The organism is Priestia sp. D51, from assembly GCF_053345675.1.
Genome location: NZ_JBLTIR010000004.1, coordinates 485363 through 504111 on the forward strand (window position 1 = coordinate 485363; position 18749 = coordinate 504111).

An 18749-nucleotide genomic window follows, 5' to 3' on the forward strand; every position below is an offset into this window, starting at 1 on the left:
TTTATCTCTCTTAAAAAGAAGGAATTTTCCTCCTTTTCAAGAGAATAAAAGGTTCATAATACAATAAAGGTACTTAACTTTTTATAAAAACAGTTTTAATAGCAGTGAAAAACTCCTTAGCAGCCTCCCCTTGTTCTCTAGAGTGAGAACTTGATTGTTTCATGCCTCCAAACGGTGCCTGAAGTTCAACGCCTGCGCTTTCCGAGTTAATTCGAATAAGTCCAGCATCCATTTCATTAATAAATGAAAGCATATGAGAAATATTTGTAGTGAAAATAGAAGCGCTTAGCCCATATTGAACATCGTTAGCTAGTGCTAATGCTTCCTCTATGGATTCTACTTTCATCAGCGCTATGACAGGACCAAAAATTTCTTCTTGTGAAATCGTCATATTCGATTCTACGTTTTCAAAAATAGTAGGTTCTACGTAAAATCCATTTTCGTATTCCCCGTCAGTTAACTGACGTCCTCCGTATAAAAGAGTTGCACCTTCACTTTTTCCTTTTTCAATATATGACAATACGGTTTGTAACTGATTTTCGCTTGCACATGGCCCCATCCACGTTTCCACGTTTAACCCTTCTCCAACGGTAATTTCTTTTGTTTTTGCTAATAGCTTTTGTTTGAATTTTTCATATACCTCATGCTGAACAATTACCCGACTAGTCGCAGTACATTTTTGACCTGTGGAACGGAATGCACCGCTGATCGTACCTTCTACTGCTAAATCTAAATCTGCATCCGCCGCTACAATTACCGGGTTCTTCCCCCCCATTTCTAACTGATATTTAGCTCCTCGAACGAAAGCCTGTTGACCAATTTGTTTGCCTACTCGATCGGATCCTGTAAATGTAATCGCATTAATTTCTGGATGTTCAGCAATAGCTTGACCAATGATTGATCCAGAGCCCGTAATCATATTTACTACACCCGCTGGAATTTCTGCTTCTTCAAAACATTCGATAATCTTAGCACACGTAATAGCTGTTTCAGTAGCTGGCTTAATTATTACAGTATTTCCGTAAACAAGTGCCGGAGCTATTTTCCATATAGGAATAGCAATAGGAAAGTTCCATGGAGTGATAACTCCAACAACGCCTAACGGTACTCGAGATGTAAACATCAATGCTTCAGCATCCGTAGAAGGAATTACATCTCCCATTTTTCTCATACCTTCCCCTGCATAGTATCGAAGAATAGCTATTCCGCGAGCTGTTTCTCCTTTTGTTTCAGCCAAGGTTTTTCCCATTTCACGTGTAGCACATTCCGCAATTTCATCTAGTCTATCTTCCATAATATCCGCAGCTTTGTGAAGGTACTGTCCGCGAGCTGCGCCTGACAAACGCTTCCATTTTTCTTGAGCTTGTTTAGCTGCTTTTACCGCTAGATTTAAATCTTCAAGAGTTGATTTTTGTACATATCCTACAGCCTCTTTCCTATTGGCTGGGTTTAGACTCTCCATCATCTCTTGAGACGATGATGGAACACCTTTTCCGTTAATAAAATTTAAGTATTGTTTGTCTTGAACACTAATTGTCATATGAACTCTCCTTTTTTATAAAGCGTTTACATTTTATTGATTAAGATAAAACTTGTTTAGAGGATTTAGGATATTGATCAAATGCTTGTGTTAAAATCTTTTCAAGCTGTGCGTAATGTTCTTTATCTACTGAAACAATAGGAGGCCTTACTGTATCTGTAATAGGTAAACCTATAATTTCCATCCCTGCTTTAATCAATGAAACAGCATATCCTTTTTTTTGCTTGCGAATATCGTTAATTGGAAGAATTATATTTTGGTAGAGTTCACTTAGTAACTCTTGATCATGACTTAATAAAGCGTTGTAAAACATTCTTGATATGTGCGGGACATAGTTAGAGATTGCTGACGAATAAGAATCAAATCCAATTGGAGCGTATGCTGGCATCGTTACTTCAGCCATTGGCATTCCGTTTAGCCAGCTTAGTCGTTTTCCTAAAGACTGAGTTAATTCTATATTTAATTCCATATTTCCATATCCGTCTTTTAATCCTACTAGTTGGTTTAATTCTGTAAGCTTTTCTAAAGTTGGCAACTTTAAAATAGCATTATCTCTTTGATAAACAATTGCGTTTAAATTTGTATGCTCAATGATTGCTTTTAGATAGTTGTAAAGGCCCTCTTGTTCACCTTCAATTAAGTATGGAGGTAAAATTAAATAGCCATCTGCCTGTTTTTCCCCTGAAATACGAGCCCACTCTAAAGCTGTAGAAAGATTACCGCCCACACCTGTATAAACGGGAACTTTTCCGTTGACGACAGATATAGCTACTTCTAACATTGCTGTATATTCTTTTGTACTTAAGGATTGAAATTCCCCTGAACCGCAAGCGATGAAGATAGCCTCCAACCCTTCGTCTAATAAAAATTGAATATTCGCCTCTAAAGCCTTTTCATCTAATTTTCCTTGGTTATTAAGGGGAGCAACGGGGAAACCTAAAATTCCTGTAGGTGCTTTTCTATTCATATTCACATGCATATCCTCCTATAAATTTTCAGATAATTTTTACATTTTTATTGTAAGACAAATTAAATTGTTTGTCAATAAAATAAATAAGCTTAAATTATTAAATAAAGAATTTTAAAATAGAAACAAAAAACACCCCTAAGAAGGAGATGTTTTTTGTTTCTATTTATACGCCTTTTTTATTTCAATTTCATAGTTTCTCAACTTACGGTAAAGTGTACTTCGATCAATTCCTAACAATTTAGCTGCTTGAGATATATTGGAATGAGTTTCTGTTAAAGCAAGTAAAATTTGCTCTTTTTCAGGTTGAAGATGATTGGTGGTTTCTGCTTCTTCACCGATGTAATTTGTTTCAAAAGCATTTTCGTTTAGCTGCTCTTTTATATCCTGATCCGAAACTACATTATTTTTACTGATCACTACTAACCTTTCAATAAAATGCATCAATTCTCTTACATTTCCTTTCCATTCATAGGTAGTTAATTGGGAATAAGCTTTTTCTGTAATCTCTATATTTTTCTTTTGATAGAGTTTCGTATAATAGACTAAAAAATGCTGAGCAAGGTAACGGATATCACTTTTTCTTTTACGGAGCGGTGGAATATTTATAGTTAAGACCTTAAGCCTGTAAAGTAAATCCTCTCGAAATTTGCCTTTTTCTACGACTTTTAATAAATTTTTGTTCGTTGCTGCAATAACTCTTACATCTACAGGAATATATTTATTATCACCTAAGCGCATAACCTGTTTTTCTTGTAAAACTCTAAGTAAGCGCGATTGTCCATATGTATCCATCTCAGAGATTTCATCCAGAAAAATCGTTCCTCGATGCGCCATTTCAAACAAACCTTGCTTTCCTTTTCTGGTCGCCCCAGTAAAGGCCCCTTCTACATATCCAAATAACTCACTTTCCAGTAAATTAGGCGGAATGGCGGCACAATTAACAGCAACAAAAGGACCGTTTTTCCGCAAACTTTCTGCATGAATACTCTGAGCAAATAACTCTTTCCCAGTGCCAGACTCCCCATAAATTAGAACGGTTGCATCTACCGAAGACACTGTCTGTCCAATCCGTTTGGCTTCACAAATATGCTTAGAATGTCCTAAAATATCAGAAAATGTGTAGCGTGTCTCGAACTTTCTTGACAGTACTTCCCCTCTAATTTTAGCTTCCATTTCTTGAATACTTGTAATATCTTGAAAAGTTATCATTGCTCCAATAATGTCTTTCTCCACTTTAATTGGAGCAATATTAAATATTAAACTTTTATTTTTGATTTTTTTGATTATACCTAGATGCTCTTCTCCTTCAAAACAATTTTTAATAGGCAAAAAAGGCATAGCAGCATCGATCTGCTTTCCTAGCACTTCTTGCCTTTTTAATTCTAGTAAATGCTCAGCAGCATGATTAAATACTTCTACTTTTTTATTTCTATTAATACTAATAATTCCTTGTATAGAATAATCAATAAGGGCTTTAACTGTTTGGGAACGCTCTTTTTCAATTTTTCTTCCTAAAGAAATCTTTTTAGCTTCTAAAAATGCTGTTCTAACAGCGGAGTTTCCAGATTCAATAGGAATTGCCTTAAAGCCTTTCCTAAGCGATAAAGTAGTTGTTTTCATTCCACCAATAACAATATCTGTTTCTACCGAAGAAAGTTGCTCAATACAAGTTGGAATATCTTCAACTGAATTAAGAGGATAAATAGAAAGGTTGATACCCAAAATATCTGCTAAAATTTCCACATCATTTTTCATATTCTGAAAAGCGAGCATGGCCACTTTAGGATTCTCTAAGTCTGTTGCCTTCTTGCTTTTATAAAAGGCTTGAGCTAAATCTTGTCCTGTAATTGGAATTTCAACTAGAGGAATTCTGCTTACAGAATCAGTAATTAACCTTGCAGTCCCTCCTCTGCAAACGATAACATCACAACTGGGTTCTAATGTATTGGCGAGTTTTACGGCGCGACTTAACCTTGCAAGATAGATTTCAACCTCTCCTTGTAATCCTAACTCTTGAATTACTCTTCTCCCTTGTAAAAACAGTTGTTTATCTGGAGCAATAAAAGCAATTTTTGACATATTCGTTCCCTCCTTATTAGTTAGAATATTCTAGTTATTATAACGCATTGACACAACAATTGTTGCTTTATGTACAACAATTGTTGTATATTTCATCACTTTTATACGATATAAAGGCTTTTTTACCCGTTAAAGCACTTGGCATGCTTATTGCAATAAAGATGAACATGTTTAGAAAGAAATTAAAAACGATTAAGGAGAGATGAATCATGTCTTTGCAAATCAATCAAACGGAAAAACCCCTTTATATCAAAGTAAATGAAAACGATAATGTTGCTACTATTGTAAACTCAAAAGGATTGCCGAAAGGAACTGTTTTTCCATCTGGGTTAGAGTTAAAAGAATATATCCCTCAAGGGCATAAAGTTTCATTAAGAAACTTTGAGAAAGATGACAAAATTATTCGCTATGGAGAAATTATCGGAACTGCTTCCTCACCAATTTCTCAGGGAACTTGGGTAAAAGAATCATATGTTACCCTGCCTGATCCTCCTATTTTAGAAAAGTTGCCTTTGGAAACTAAAGTTTTTGCCCCTTTACCTCCTTTAGAAGGTTACACATTTGAAGGCTATAAAAATACAAATGGAAGTGTTGGAACAAAAAATATACTTGGGATTGCGACAAGTGTTCAATGTGTAGCAGGAGTACTTGATTATGCGGTTAAAAAAATCAAAACAGAGCTTCTTCCTTCTTATCCAAATGTAGAGGATGTAGTAGCTTTAACTCATAATTATGGCTGCGGAGTTGCTATTAATGCACCGGACGCCGTCATTCCGATTCGTACATTACAAAATCTTTCTACCCATCCAAATTTCGGGGGTGAAGTTTTAGTAGTTGGCTTAGGGTGTGAAAAGCTTCTTCCTGAACGTTTGATTCCCCAGGAGGATTCAGGAAATATAACACGTTTGCAAGACCAGACAGGTTTTAAGCAAATGGTTGCTACAATCATAGAGATGGCAGAGGGAAAATTAATTGAGCTAAATAACAGGACGCGCGTAACCTGCCCCCTATCTGATTTAACGGTAGGTTTACAATGTGGAGGAAGCGATGCCTTTTCCGGTGTTACCGCCAATCCAGCAGTTGGATATGCGGCAGATTTACTAGTAAGAGCAGGCGCTACTGTTTTATTTTCTGAAGTTACTGAAGTTCGAGATGCTATTCATTTGTTAACGCCACGAACAATTAATGAAGAAGTCGGTCAATCTCTAATTAATGAAATGAAGTGGTATGATCAATATTTAAAAAGAGGCGAAGCTGATAGAAGTGCAAATCCTTCACCTGGAAATAAAAAAGGCGGACTTGTAAACGTAGTAGAAAAAGCACTTGGCTCTATAGCTAAAGCAGGAACAACTCCAATCGTCGAAGTTTTATCGCCTGGAGAAAAGCCGACTAAAAAAGGCTTAATCTATGCAGCAACTCCGGCGAGTGATTTTGTATGCGGAACATTACAGTTAGCTTCTGGGATGAACATGCATATTTTCACAACAGGGAGAGGAACTCCATATGGCCTGGCAATGGCACCTGTTCTTAAAGTATCTACTAGAAGTTCATTAACTGAGCAATGGGACGATTTAATAGATTTAGATGCAGGAAGAATAGCACAAGGAGAGGCAACCATTGAGGAGGTGGGTTGGGAGCTCTTTCACTTAATTATAGAAATTGCAAGCGGCCATAAGAAAACGTGGAGTGATTATTGGGGGCTGCATAATGATTTATGTCTGTTTAATCCTGCTCCTTTAACTTAACAAGATAACGAGAACCTGTTTCTAAACTGGTTCTCGTTGTTTTATGACGCGTTGAGTAACTAATTGGAGATTAAATGACCTCTGTCTGCTGCTTCTGGCGGTGTTTCCATCCAGCCATTTTCCATCATAATATCCGCAGCCTCCTTTACAAACTTTGAGATATTTGTCATTGATTTTCCATATAACAGCGCCAAATCATGTCTTCCATTGACGGCTACCGAATTTCCAAAAGCCCTCATTTTCATTGAGAACATATCCATTTTGTGAAACAGCATTAATTTATCGGAAAATGGTGAAAAAGTCGAAGTAGTAATTAAATGATCAAGAAAAGATGGCGCTGGTAAATTATCTAGATGAAGCTTTTCAACATAGCGTTCTACCGCTTTATTTGTCAGATCTTCGCCTTTTACAAATAATGCACGAATTTTTTCACTTTTAACAACTTGACTAAATGCCAAAATTAAGGCTTTGCTTGTCACATTATTCTCGATGTTATCATACAGATGAGCAATTTCTAATGCGTGCAAAGGTCGAACATCTCCTATAAACCCGCTTAAATAATGAGTAGTAGCGATGTTCACTTTTTCTGGTGCGGGAATAATTGGCGGCTTAATAATAAATCCTTTATCCATTAAGATTGCCTTTATTTGTTCCATCAATTCCATTGTTGCTTTCATACAATACGTTAAAAGCGTCTTTACATCTTCTCTATACATTAGCGGCAGTGCAATACTGTAAATGCTTAAACCCGCTTTAGCAGCATATTTTAAATAATGCACGTAAAATTCATCTTCAAACAGCTTTGGAGCACCTAGGTTCACGTCTTCTTGCGTAAATCCATACGGAATTGGCACATTCTCTTTTGTGAAAATGTCTTTTACGTTACTTTGAAATTCTTCCGTTAAACCTTTTGCATGTTGTAACAGCTTTTTTATATCCGGATCTTCAACGTGTTCAAGAAAATAGCTTAAAATATGTGAAGACATGTTGTTGCCCATATAGGTTGCCCAAAGTTTACCCATTTCGGGGGCTGTTAATTTCTCTTTCACGCTTGTTTTTTTTGAACCTATTTTAGTTGGTTTGATTGTTTCCATCTATAATCTCCTAATTCGATTTGCTTTTTGGTTGGTCTTTTCTATTTTATCTATTCTTCCACTTTTGATTTAACATTATTAGGTGATAAATGCAGGTTTTCAGTATTTTAGTCTATAGTAGGACCTATTCGCTGTTTGTTTCCGTGCTTAACCTGTACATTGACCTTCACGTTTATTGAGTCTTTTGTTAGAGGAATAGCCCCGTTGCTTTGAACAGCTTTCCATTTACGCAGTTCTTTTTTGTAAAGAACATGAGAAAGCCTGTAAACATCGCTGTTTATACTTAAGCCTTGCGCGTATGTTTCAATAATTTGTTTCTTAATTTTCTGTTCAGCTTCTTTTTTTATAGTTGATAGTTTTTCGTGCTGCGGCATAACTAAAATCGTTGCTTTTGCCCGAACTTTTATATTAAAGGTTAGATTACTGCCTTTTAGAACAGGTTCGACCTTTACTTTTTTCTTGTCTACCACAAGATCAATATCGGAATGATCAGGCAGCCTTACCCGTAAACCAGCTCGTACAAATTCATCAGTTATCCATCTAAGCCCTTTGATTTTATTTTCAGAAAAAACTCCTTTTAATTCAGATGATGTAATAGCCACTGCTCCGTTTACTTGAATAGCTGTTTCACTTTTTTGATCCGTTGTTAAATGTTCTTTAGTCTGAACTAGAGGGATGTTTACTTCGTGACTTGGTTCATTAAGATGGATAATGAGCTCTCTTAAATCAACTGGTGGAATAAAGGAGTTTTGCTTGAAAATCACTTTAGGATCGCTCAAGCGAGAAAGAGCATTCGATACTTCGAACATCGGCGTAGCTAACAGCGTTTTTTTCAAAGGGCTTTTCGTCGCATACATCCAAATGTTATATCTCGTTTCCCGATAACGATCTAAAAAGTCCACCGCAGATTTGACAGCGCCATGCTTTAACGCATCGTCCGTTAGAACAAGAAAAGCTAAGTGCCCAAAAAAGATTCTGCGCTGAGAAATTTGATAATACCTAAAAATAGCTTCATCAATGGTTTTTCCTGTTGCGTGGCCAACTTCTACTTTGACTTGACCCGCGCCAGCACCGCTTGCCTCAGATTTTGCCAATAAACTTAAATTGATTGTCTGCAGGTAAAGAATGTAACGATTATCTTTAAAATCTACCCCCATTCCCTGTGCGTATACCATTTGTTCCGGTTCATTCGTATCCCAGCACCCCGAAAGAAACAATAAAAAAGAGCTCATAGCAAGTATAAGTAAGTTCCTTATGGTCCTTTTCACTAACTTCCTCCTTCTTCGCGGGTGGAATCGCTTGAGTTGAGCATACTAGCTCTCGTTGCTTTTTTACTTTCGGGCAGGCGGAAGAGAGATTTTAAAATATTTTTCACATCTAATCGGGTTGCTAATTCGAAATATGGCACACCAAACGTTCGAATGTTTGTAATATAGATCATGACTAAAAAGATGGAGATAAAAAAGCCAAAAAAACCTAAAATGCTAACACAGATAATACTAAAAAAGCGGATCAGTGAAATTGTTCCTATAAGGGACTGATTTGCTAGCGTAAAGGTAGCAATCGTAGAGCCTGCAATGACAACCAGCATGGCAGGACTTGTTAAACCGGCTCTAATGGCTGCATCACCGATAATAAGCCCTCCGATTACACTGAGTGTCTGTCCGACAGAAGTCGGGAGTCTAAACCCTGCCTCTCGAAACAATTCAAATAAAAGGAGCATTAATATTGCTTCAAGAGAGGTAGGAAACGGGACACCTCTTCTTGCTTCAACAATCGTAGCTAATAAGCTGAGAGGAAGCTGATTTTGATGAAAAGCCGTCATTGCAACCCAAAAACCGGGCAAAAAAGCAGCGATAGAAAGCCCGAAGATTCGAAGAATACGCTCAAAAGAGCTGTATAAATATGTATTTTCTTTATCCTCAGATCCTTTTAATAAGTAAAAAAGGTTAATAGGTGTAACATACGCATATGAAGTGCCATCAATTAATATAATGAACCGGCCATTTAACAGAGATTGAACCGCAAAATCAGGTCTCCCTGTATAAGCGTGGCGAGGAAAAAAGCTATACGGATTTTTATTAATGAGCTCTTCTAGCTGTGTTCCGCTGAAAATACCGTCGATATCGATATTCCCTAACTTCTCCATAATTTCGTCAAGTATCTTCTTATCAGCTACGTCTTCCATGTATAAAATGCTTACTTTTGTTTTTGTTCGTTTTCCAATTTCTAAAGATTTTGTTAACAAGGAAACCGATTTAAGACGCTTACGAATTAAAGCAATATTCACAGGTAAGTCTTCAATAAAATTATCTCTAGGACCCAATATGGTTACTTCATTTTTCGTTTCTTCTGGACTTCTTTGAGGACGGTCAGAAATATCGATAGATACAACAGCGTTCGGTAATCCAAAATCAATGAATAATTTCCCAGAAAAAATTTCCGAAACTGCCTGTTCTTCATTTTGAACGATAGAAACTGAGGGAAGGTTTAATAATTTTATGATCTTGTCTCCTTCTACTTCCCCCTCTAACTTAGCGCAGCATTCCTCTAATCTTTTAGGGATCATTCCATATAGCATTTCCGTACTCACTAAACCGGTACAATAAATCATAAGCACTCGTTTGTTATAAAAATAAACGGTCTCGAAGTTAATATCGCCGCATTTTCCAAATAAATCTCTTAACGTACGCTCATTGATGATCTGAGAACAAGAAGAACTTTCTTTTAAAAGACTTTCGGTCTTTTGTTTTTTAGAGCTGTAGTCTTTTTGCTTCTTAAAAAATTCCACTTTTATCCCTCCTTGTTTTATGAGAAATTAGAAAGACTATGACTACTAAGAAAAGAGAAAAAGCAACAAACAGCCAGAAAGTAGCCGGTATGATTGTAAAAAATAAAAGATTTGAAAAAGTAAAGTCTGTTATAGGAGCCAGCGTGCATACAGTGATAACCACTAAAATGAGTAAAAGAAACCTTTTGTGGCCTTTTTGAAATGGAACTAATTCTTTCATAATAAAAAGAAAGGTCGAAATGCGGATGAAGGTACCCGACAGCCACTGATAAATAGATAAAAAGTCGATATGCTCTATAAACTTTCCAAGTGATGCAATTCCCCATTCTTCATAGGGAGGGAAACGTTGCTTAGAGGCTTCTACAGGACCAAATTCAGTAATTGCCCCAATAAGAGGCCCAATTGTAAGGCCCGTTAAGAGAATTCCTGCCACCGCTAAATGCTTATAGCGTATAGGCTGCGGTACTTTGTGCTGCAAGAAAAGCAGCAGCAGCAGCTCTACCATCCCTGATCCTTGAAATACAATACTTTTAATAACCGGAAAATAGCCATTTTCTAAAACAGGCTGCAATAAAGAATAATCTTTAAATTGAAAGTTTGTAAAAGAAACAAAAAAACCTAATAGTACAATAAAAAATAAAAGAAATACGTTTACAATACTAATCGTTCTCATGCTCGTAGCGGCAAGTAAGCAACAGGTAAAACCAAATAATAAAACGAGTATAATTAAAGGTGTTCGCTGAAGAAAAATAATATTGATCCACGTAATCGTCTCTCGTAAGGTGGCAATTTCCATAATGGCCAAATAAGCGATTATAAGAAAAATAACAACATTGGTAAATGACTTATTCATATGTTTTTTCATCCATTGAAAAAGATGTTCGCCGTTTGTTTTTTTATTTACATATACGAGTAAAGGAACCCATATGAGTGTTAAAAGACAAGTAAGAAGAACAGTGACCCAAGCATCGCGCCCTGCCGTTTTAATTAATGGAGATATAAGCATCACATGAGTTTTTAAGCCAATAAACGTCATCGAAAGAAGGATCAGCTGAAAAACAGAAATTGAGTCTGACTTATTCATGGTAACCACTCCTTCTCTCTGATAAATTTACTACTGGTAGCTTATCCTAAATTTCTCATAATATAATGGAGAATCATTATTCACAAAATAAAAAAGAGCTGTTTTATACGTGAAGTTTCTCACGGATAAAACAGCTCGGTCTGTCATTCACTTATTTTCACGAAGCCCTATTCTCTGCCCATTATTCAGCGCGTTCAATTACTAGTTAGCTGGACTTCTTTCTTATCTTCATTTTCTTCTATTCCCGCTTCTTCTATATTCACAAAAGGTTGCTCAGCAACGGTCACGAGCTCGCCGCCGCAAACGTGACGAACAACGGTTACGAGCTCTGGAAAATCGGGAAATTTTCCGTATAACGTTTTTAAAGGAAGTGCGCCTTTGCATATCTTACTGTTATGTGGTTCATACCCTTTGAGCGTGTCAAGCAATAATTGTTCTCCCTTTTCAGTCAGTTTGATGTAGGTATTTCTTTTATCATTTTCCCTTTTGGATAAATGAAGGCATCCTTGATTTTCTAATTTTTTCGAAAAATTAAATGCTGTAGAGATATGCATAGCGCCTAAGTTAGCTAACTCTGACATAGAGATTTCTCCCGTGCTGCTAGCCAAACATAAAATATGATGCTCATTTACATTCAGACCATAAGGTTTCACCCATTGCTCCCAATCATCTTCTGCAGCTCGCCAGATGGCTTTACTTACCTGCATTAATTTAAATCCAAACAATGATGCATCTTTTATTGTGTATTCATTTTCTTGTTTCGACATACTATCATTCCTTATTTGTAGGCTATTGTAAGTTAGTTTATTTTTAAAGCGTGTAAAAACATTTTTATTTCATCTAATTTATCAGTATACCTACAAAATCAGACGAAAAAATACACGTGCAGTTTAATTTCTCAGCTTTATTCCACAATATCTCTGCAATTTTGAAGAAACGTCTACCAGCTAAAAAGAGTTGCTTACCTTATTTTTATTTAAAAAAGTAATACATGTCTTTTTAATTACTAATAGGTGATGCAGATTCTAAGTGAGCAAATGCTTGTTCTAAGTCTGCAATTAAATCTTCCGTATCTTCAATTCCTACAGATATGCGAACCAGTCCTTCGGATATTCCAAGAGCTTTACGTTCTTCAAGCGTACATTCTACGTGACTAGTCGTTCTTGCTGGACCGTAAATCGTTTCAACTGCTCCTAAATTACCGGCTTTATTTGCATACGTTAACTTTGGCAGCAAAATTTTAATAGCTTCCATTTCTCCTTTTAACACAAAGCTTAATATTCCGCCAAAGCCTTTCATTTGTTTTTTGGCAATATGATGATGAGGGTGTGTTTCCAATCCAGGATAATAGACGGCTTCAACCGCTTCTTTCTTTTGAAGAAATTTAGCAATTTCCAAAGCGCTTCGTTCTTGTTGACGTATACGCAGCTTTAACGTCTTCATTCCTCTTAAAATAAGATACGCTGACATAGGGTCCATGGTCGCGCCATTGATCTCACGGTAGTGATACACATGCTGCATTAATTCTTTAGAGCCGCATACTACTCCGCCTAAAGCATCGGCGTGTCCGCTTAAAAATTTTGTGGCACTGTGAATGACAAGATCTACTCCTAATTGAAGAGGGTTTTGGTTAATTGGTGTCGCAAACGTATTATCAATAATGACCACTGCCCCTACCGATTTTCCTGCTTTCGCTATTCTTTCAATATCAATAATTTTCATCGTAGGATTTGTAGGAGATTCTAAATACAGCACTTTACATCCTTTATTTACTTCCGCTTCAATTTCTTCATGATTCCCCGTATTACATAAGGTTACATCCACTCCAATGTTAGGAAGAAACTCAGTGAAGATTTTGTTTGTTCCTCCATATGTATCTTTTACCGATACGACTCGGTCTCCGGGTTTTAAAAACGTGTACAATGTGCTGCTAATAGCCGCCATGCCGGAGGAAAATGCGACCGACTCTTCTGCTTCTTCAAGTATCCTTACTTTTTCTTCAAAAGCTTTAACCGTAGGATTACTCATGCGATTATACGTATAGCCTGGCTTGTTTCCTAACGCAACTTCTTGCCATTCGTCTACATCATCATAATTGTAAGCTACGCTGAAGACGACGGGAACTTGGGTGGCATTGTAAGCAAGCGATTCTTTTTCTCCTGCCCATACCGCTTTTGTTCCGTCTTGTACATTTTTAAACTGTTTGTCTGTCATTCACTCATCACCTCTGGTTTTGTTAATTAGATATTGATTAAATTATATATTGTATACAATATACTGTATATAGTACAGAATAATCTGATAATGAAATATACGTACATTCCTCATTAAATTTAAAAAAGATCGAGATATAACGAAAGCAATTCAATCTAACGACGAACAAATAGGATACATGAGCTGAACGCTTGTGTCACGGCAGTTGATTCCGTACAAGACTTCGCTTTCCGCGGGCGGCCGCTGAGCCTTCTCGTCGCATACGCTCCTGTGGAGTCTCACCTGTTCCGCTTTTCCGACAGGAGTTTTCGTCTTGCCCTCCAATCAACTGCTAGAAGGGTCTAAACAAATCGAACCTACGTTCACTCTAAAAAAAAACGAACCACTAATCAAAAATCTTGATCAATGGTTCATTTTTTACTTCGTCTAAATTTAAAACAGCTAAAAACTCTCAGCTTATAAATTGAATTTTTTTAGTCTGTTATAAAATGTACTTCTTGGTATATCTAACAGTTTAGCGGCAAGTGACACATTACCCTGCGTTTTACGTAAAGCATCCATCATCAAGTCTTTTTGAACTTTTTCGCGAAATGTGAGTGCGGATAGGGACGTAAAATCGTTTTCTTCTATTTCTTGTGAAGTATCAGAGTGAGAGATGGTCCTCTGACCACCAAGATGTAAAGAACTCAAATAACTCAATATTGTCTCTTTTTCTGTGTCCGCGTTTAGTGAAATTTTCAAGCGTTCAAGTACATTAAATAATTCTCGAACGTTTCCGGGCCACTGGTAATCTATCAATTTATCTACTAGTTCCTTGGGGAAATTCATATTCCAATCATTCGTTTGACAAAAGTACCGCATAAGATGCGGAATATCTTCTTTTCTTTCCCGTAAAGGCGGAACATGCACGGGGTACACGTGAAGCCGGTAGTATAAATCTTCTCGAAACTTCCCTTCATTGACAAGTTGGCGAAGATCTCGATGAGTAGCGGTAATAATCCGGATGTCTACCGGAATTTCCTGATTGCTTCCCACAGGCGTGACCTTGCGCTCTTGCAATACTCTTAACAAAGAAACTTGCATAGAATGAGGAAGCTCACCTATTTCATCAAGAAAAATCGTACCATGATTAGCCTGTTCAAACTTCCCTTGATATCCTTGACGCCGTGCTCCTGTAAAAGCTCCTTCTGCATAGCCAAATAATTCACTTTCCATAAGTTCCTTCGGAATGGCACCACAATTAAGAGCAATAAAAGGCCCGTTTTCACGCGAACTGTTTTCATGAATCGTTCTCGCCACTATTTCTTTTCCAGTACCTGTTTCCCCTAAAATATAGACCGTTGTATCCGTAGGAGCCGCCTGCTTTATTTCTTCTAATGTTCGCTGAAAGGATCGGCTTATGCCTGCTTCTCCTTTAAAACAAAATGATTGAGCAGAGATCTGTTTAGTTGTTTGGTTATGAGTCGTTTCTTCTGATAAGTAAACAATCTTTCCAATAGAATGACCGTGTCTTTTTGAAATGACAGGCACTTCCATCACTATACGAAATCCCTGTTGTACAATTGTATTCAACTGTTGTCCTGACCATTTAGGTATACATTCCCGAACGGTTTTACTTGCTCCTACAATCACTTCTTTGTAATTGCAAAGCAGCAAGAGCTGCTTGCTATCGACAAAATTCATAGAAGCATGAACCAACTCAATTTCGTCTTTGTGCATTCGAATGCTTAACTCCCGTTCGATTGTATACGCAATGGACGTAACCATTCCAAGCATATAAGGATGCGCTCTGTTTACGGGACAGGAAATATTAATAATCCCAATTAAATTTCCGTCGTCATTTCGAACAGGCGCCGCCGAACAGCTCCATTGATGCGAAGCAATCGAATAATGTTCTGTACCTGTTATCATAATGGGTTCTTCCGTTTGCAGAGCCGTCCCGATTGCATTTGTTCCTACTTCTTTTTCTGTCCAACAGGCACCTTCCACAAAATTAATTTTTCTTGCTTCATTCAGTGTAAGTCTATTTCCTGTAATAGATAAAATATAGCCTTCTGGGTCAATTAATAGAGCAACCATTCCTAAATCTGCCGCTGATTGTCTGATTCTTTCTAAGTGCGGCAACGCCGTTTCAAGAAATAAAGAGTTCATTTGTTTTCGAGAATGGAAATCTTCGTTTCTTAAAATCGATCTGCCTTTATCTAGGTAAGGGTTAACATCTGCGCTTTTACAGCGGTGCCACGATTTTACAATGATGTCGTTTAACCTTGAAGATTCAAGTGCTCCTTCGTTTACAAAACGTTTCCATGTGTTTAAAGAAAGTGTGGATTCCATTTCTTACCTCTCCCCTATAAACTTAATTGAATATAGTAAATCAAGGCTTGTTACTATTATTATAAATCACAAAGAAAACGTTATCATTACCAAAGATAGATTCTTAAACTCACGTTATGTAAAAATTAATAGAAAAACTAGACGAGGATGCAGGAAAATCCCTCTCCCTCTTTCATGATTCCTTCATCCTCTAGTTTACCTTTTTGAATCATTCATTTTTACTTTTCATTCTTAAAGAGCTTAATAACTTGAGCACTTGTATAATCATGAGTGAACGGCCTGACCCGCTGAATGCAAAAGAGCTTCATGAATCGCTTCGGATAATGTAGGATGAGCAGCGATAAAGTCTTCCATTACATCCGTGGTCAACTCCCCGTGCAGCATGATAGTTCCTTGTCCAATTAATTCTGTAGCATGTGCACCTACAATGGAAAGCCCAATAATTTCATTAAACTGCGGTTCTACGATTACTTTCACTTTTCCAACAGAATCATTTGCAATCATCGCTTTGCCGTTTGCCGTAAACGAAAATTCTCCGATACGAACATCACCGTATTTTTCTCGGGCCTGTTTTTCTGTCAAACCGACACTTGCAATTTCAGGATGAGTATAGATGCAGCGTGGTACAGCTCGGTAATTCACGCTCTTATCTTTTCCGTATGCGTGCAAAGCAGCAACTGTGCCTTCATGAAAGGCTACATGGGCAAGCTGAATTCCACCGACTACATCTCCACAAGCATAGATATTAGGTATATTCGTTTGCATATGCTCATTAACATCAATTCCTTGTTTTGAAAAATGTATGCCAAGCTTTTCTAAACCTAAACCTAGCACTCTAGGCTTTCTCCCAATTGAAATTAATGCATAGTCAGCCTGCAGTTCATGCAGTTCTTCTTTATGTTTAAATAGAGCCGTTTTATCTTCTGGCTGCATTTCTGTTAGCGAAGCGGATGTATAAATCGTTACGCCTTTTTTCTCTAACTCTTCCTGCAACATAAAGGCGATATCGGCATCTTCACCAGAAAGCAGCTGATCTGCCGCTTCCACAATCGTTACTTTTGTTCCCATTTGACTGTAAATGCTTGCAAATTCACACCCAATTACCCCTCCTCCTACTATCAAAAGAGATGAAGGGATAGCAGGCAGCGACATCGCTTGTCCACTGTGAATGATCCACTTTCCATCAAACGGAGCAAACGGCAGGCTAGCAGGTTCTGAACCTGCAGCAATAATAAACTGTTCAGCCTCTATTTCTTCTACTTGATTTTCATTTCGCACGGCTAGGCGATGATTTGTCAAAAAAGAAGCTTCTCCTTTCATGACTTTAATACTGTTCTTTTTCATTAAATAGCCAATTCCCCTGACCAAGTTTTTAACAATGGTTGTTTTATGATGCTGAACGCCATCCCAGTTAATTCTCACTTGTTCTAAAGGAAGAGTGATGCCGAATTGCTCAGCTTGCTTTATTTTCTCATAGGCTTCCGCGCTTGCTAATAATGACTTTGTTGGCATGCAGCCCTCATTTAAACATGTTCCACCTAAATCTTTTTGTTCGATTAACGTAACTTGTTTTCCTTGCCGGGCGGCAGTGATTGCCGCCACATATCCTGCAGGACCGCCGCCAATGACAACTAAAGGTTTCATGGAATGCACCACCTTTCTATAAGAGTAGTAAAATAGGTTGCTCTAAGTATTGTTTAATAGTTCCAAGGAAATTAGCTGCAGGTGCTCCGTCCAGTACGCGATGATCAAACGTCAGGCTTAAAGGCAGCACGTTTCTTCTTTGTAAATCGTCTCCTATATACATAGGTACATCTTCAGTAGCTCCCACACCAAGGATTCCTGTTTCAGGCGGGTTCAATACAGGTGTAAAATACTCTACTCCGTAGGCACCGAGATTAGTAATAGTGAATGTGGAACCTTGCATGCTATCAGTACTCAACTGACCTTGCCGAGCATCTGCTGCTCGTGTTTTTATCTCTGCAGCTAATTCAACTAACGGCATTTTTTCAGCATGTTGCACAACAGGAACAACTAGCCCATTTTCTAAAGCCACGGCCATTCCAAGATGAACATGATGATAGAGATGAATTTCGTTATCGATATACGCACTGTTCATTTGCTTGTGTTCTTGAAGTGAAAGAACAACAGCGCGAGCAATAAAATCAGTTAGAGAGATTTTCACCTTATGGCGTTGTTGAATCACTTCTTTAATTTCTCGTTGAAGAGACAGCAAATCCGTCACGTCAGCTTTCATATTAATCGTTAATTGAGCACTGTTTAGTAAGCTATTATGCATTCGGCCTGCAATGACTTTCCTCATCCCCGCTACTGGAAGCGTTTCTTTTTTTGTAGCTTTATCTATTTCAACTGGTGGATGACTTGTTTCTGAAGCTTTTTCTGTCAGCACTTTCTCTACATCCGCTTTTGTGATTCTTCCTTTTGGTCCCGTGCCTTTAATCATTTCAATGTCAAGGTTTTCAGATTCTGCTATTTTCCGTGCAATTGGTGAAATGCGCACAGTTTCTTTGCTCTTCTTTGATGAAGCTGCGTTTGCTGGCGGCTCTTCTAAAGAGACAGCAGCCGCTACCTCGTTTTTAGGCGCTTGCAGCTCATTTGCTGAACGGTTCTGCTCAGTGAGCTGCTCGTTTGGCTTTCCAACATAACAGATAATCGTTCCAGGAGGCACTCCTATATCTTCTTGCACAAGGATATCAAGAATCACACCGTCCTGCGGCGCTTCAATTTCCATTTCTATTTTTTCAGAATTAATACTTGCAATCATATCTCCTTTTGAAACGGAGTCTCCCACTTTTTTATTCCATGTCGAAACGGTTCCTTCTTTCATTGCCATACCTAGTTTTGGCATTACAACCTCTGCAGCCATTTGCTTCCTCC

Annotated in this window: 14 protein-coding genes; 1 reads left to right on the top strand and 13 read right to left on the bottom strand. The window is 37.7% G+C overall.

Features of this window, described 5'->3' with window-relative positions:
* Positions 1–73 precede the first annotated feature (73 nt).
* From gucD to ACNHOZ_RS19230, 3 genes are all read right to left on the bottom strand, one after another.
* A complete protein-coding gene (gene gucD / locus ACNHOZ_RS19220; RefSeq protein ID WP_063247243.1) occupies positions 74–1540 on the bottom strand; it encodes an alpha-ketoglutaric semialdehyde dehydrogenase GucD in 1467 nt (488 codons plus the stop codon).
* A gap of 40 nt (positions 1541–1580) precedes the next feature.
* Positions 1581–2513: a 5-dehydro-4-deoxyglucarate dehydratase gene (kdgD, locus tag ACNHOZ_RS19225; RefSeq protein WP_255900489.1), complete on the bottom strand. Its 933-nt coding sequence runs from the start codon at positions 2511–2513 to the stop codon at positions 1581–1583.
* A gap of 156 nt (positions 2514–2669) precedes the next feature.
* Positions 2670–4589: a sigma-54-dependent Fis family transcriptional regulator gene (locus ACNHOZ_RS19230; RefSeq protein ID WP_255900486.1), complete on the bottom strand. Its 1920-nt coding sequence runs from the start codon at positions 4587–4589 to the stop codon at positions 2670–2672.
* 209 nt (positions 4590–4798) lie between these two features.
* On the opposite strand from ACNHOZ_RS19230, the gene garD reads away from it, so the two are divergent.
* A complete protein-coding gene (gene garD, locus ACNHOZ_RS19235) occupies positions 4799–6334 on the top strand; it encodes a galactarate dehydratase (protein WP_063247240.1) in 1536 nt (511 codons plus the stop codon).
* 59 nt (positions 6335–6393) lie between these two features.
* On the opposite strand, the gene ACNHOZ_RS19240 is transcribed toward garD, so the two are convergent.
* From ACNHOZ_RS19240 to ACNHOZ_RS19285, 10 genes are all read right to left on the bottom strand, one after another.
* Positions 6394–7428, bottom strand: coding sequence for a DUF3231 family protein (locus tag ACNHOZ_RS19240; protein ID WP_221833506.1), 1035 nt, complete (start codon positions 7426–7428; stop codon positions 6394–6396).
* A gap of 107 nt (positions 7429–7535) precedes the next feature.
* Positions 7536–8696 carry a Ger(x)C family spore germination protein gene (locus ACNHOZ_RS19245; RefSeq protein WP_255900481.1) on the bottom strand — a complete coding sequence of 387 codons (1161 nt, stop codon included), beginning with the start codon at positions 8694–8696 and terminating at the stop codon, positions 7536–7538.
* Complete coding sequence (locus ACNHOZ_RS19250; protein ID WP_447697276.1) at positions 8696–10219, bottom strand: spore germination protein; 1524 nt, start codon at positions 10217–10219, stop codon at positions 8696–8698. Before ACNHOZ_RS19250 ends, ACNHOZ_RS19245 begins: the two co-directional genes overlap by 1 nt.
* Positions 10206–11303, bottom strand: a complete 1098-nt coding sequence (locus tag ACNHOZ_RS19255) for an endospore germination permease (RefSeq protein WP_255900475.1) — start codon at positions 11301–11303, stop codon at positions 10206–10208. Before ACNHOZ_RS19255 ends, ACNHOZ_RS19250 begins: the two co-directional genes overlap by 14 nt.
* A 194-nt stretch (positions 11304–11497) precedes the next feature.
* Complete coding sequence (locus ACNHOZ_RS19260; protein ID WP_255900472.1) at positions 11498–12070, bottom strand: HTH-type transcriptional regulator Hpr; 573 nt, start codon at positions 12068–12070, stop codon at positions 11498–11500.
* A 232-nt stretch (positions 12071–12302) separates the two neighbouring features.
* Positions 12303–13517, bottom strand: coding sequence for a cystathionine gamma-synthase family protein (locus ACNHOZ_RS19265; protein ID WP_048021365.1), 1215 nt, complete (start codon positions 13515–13517; stop codon positions 12303–12305).
* A gap of 196 nt (positions 13518–13713) precedes the next feature.
* A complete protein-coding gene (locus ACNHOZ_RS19270) occupies positions 13714–13845 on the bottom strand; it encodes a hypothetical protein (protein WP_255900469.1) in 132 nt (43 codons plus the stop codon).
* Between the two features lie 128 nt (positions 13846–13973).
* A complete protein-coding gene (locus tag ACNHOZ_RS19275) occupies positions 13974–15851 on the bottom strand; it encodes a sigma-54-dependent Fis family transcriptional regulator (protein ID WP_255900466.1) in 1878 nt (625 codons plus the stop codon).
* Positions 15852–16115: 264 nt separating this feature from the next.
* Positions 16116–17495 (bottom strand): dihydrolipoyl dehydrogenase, encoded by a 1380-nt coding sequence (gene lpdA / locus ACNHOZ_RS19280; protein ID WP_048021369.1) that lies wholly within the window; start codon positions 17493–17495, stop codon positions 16116–16118.
* A gap of 16 nt (positions 17496–17511) precedes the next feature.
* Positions 17512–18738, bottom strand: coding sequence for a dihydrolipoamide acetyltransferase family protein (locus tag ACNHOZ_RS19285; protein ID WP_048021372.1), 1227 nt, complete (start codon positions 18736–18738; stop codon positions 17512–17514).
* Between the last annotated feature and the right edge of the window lie 11 nt (positions 18739–18749).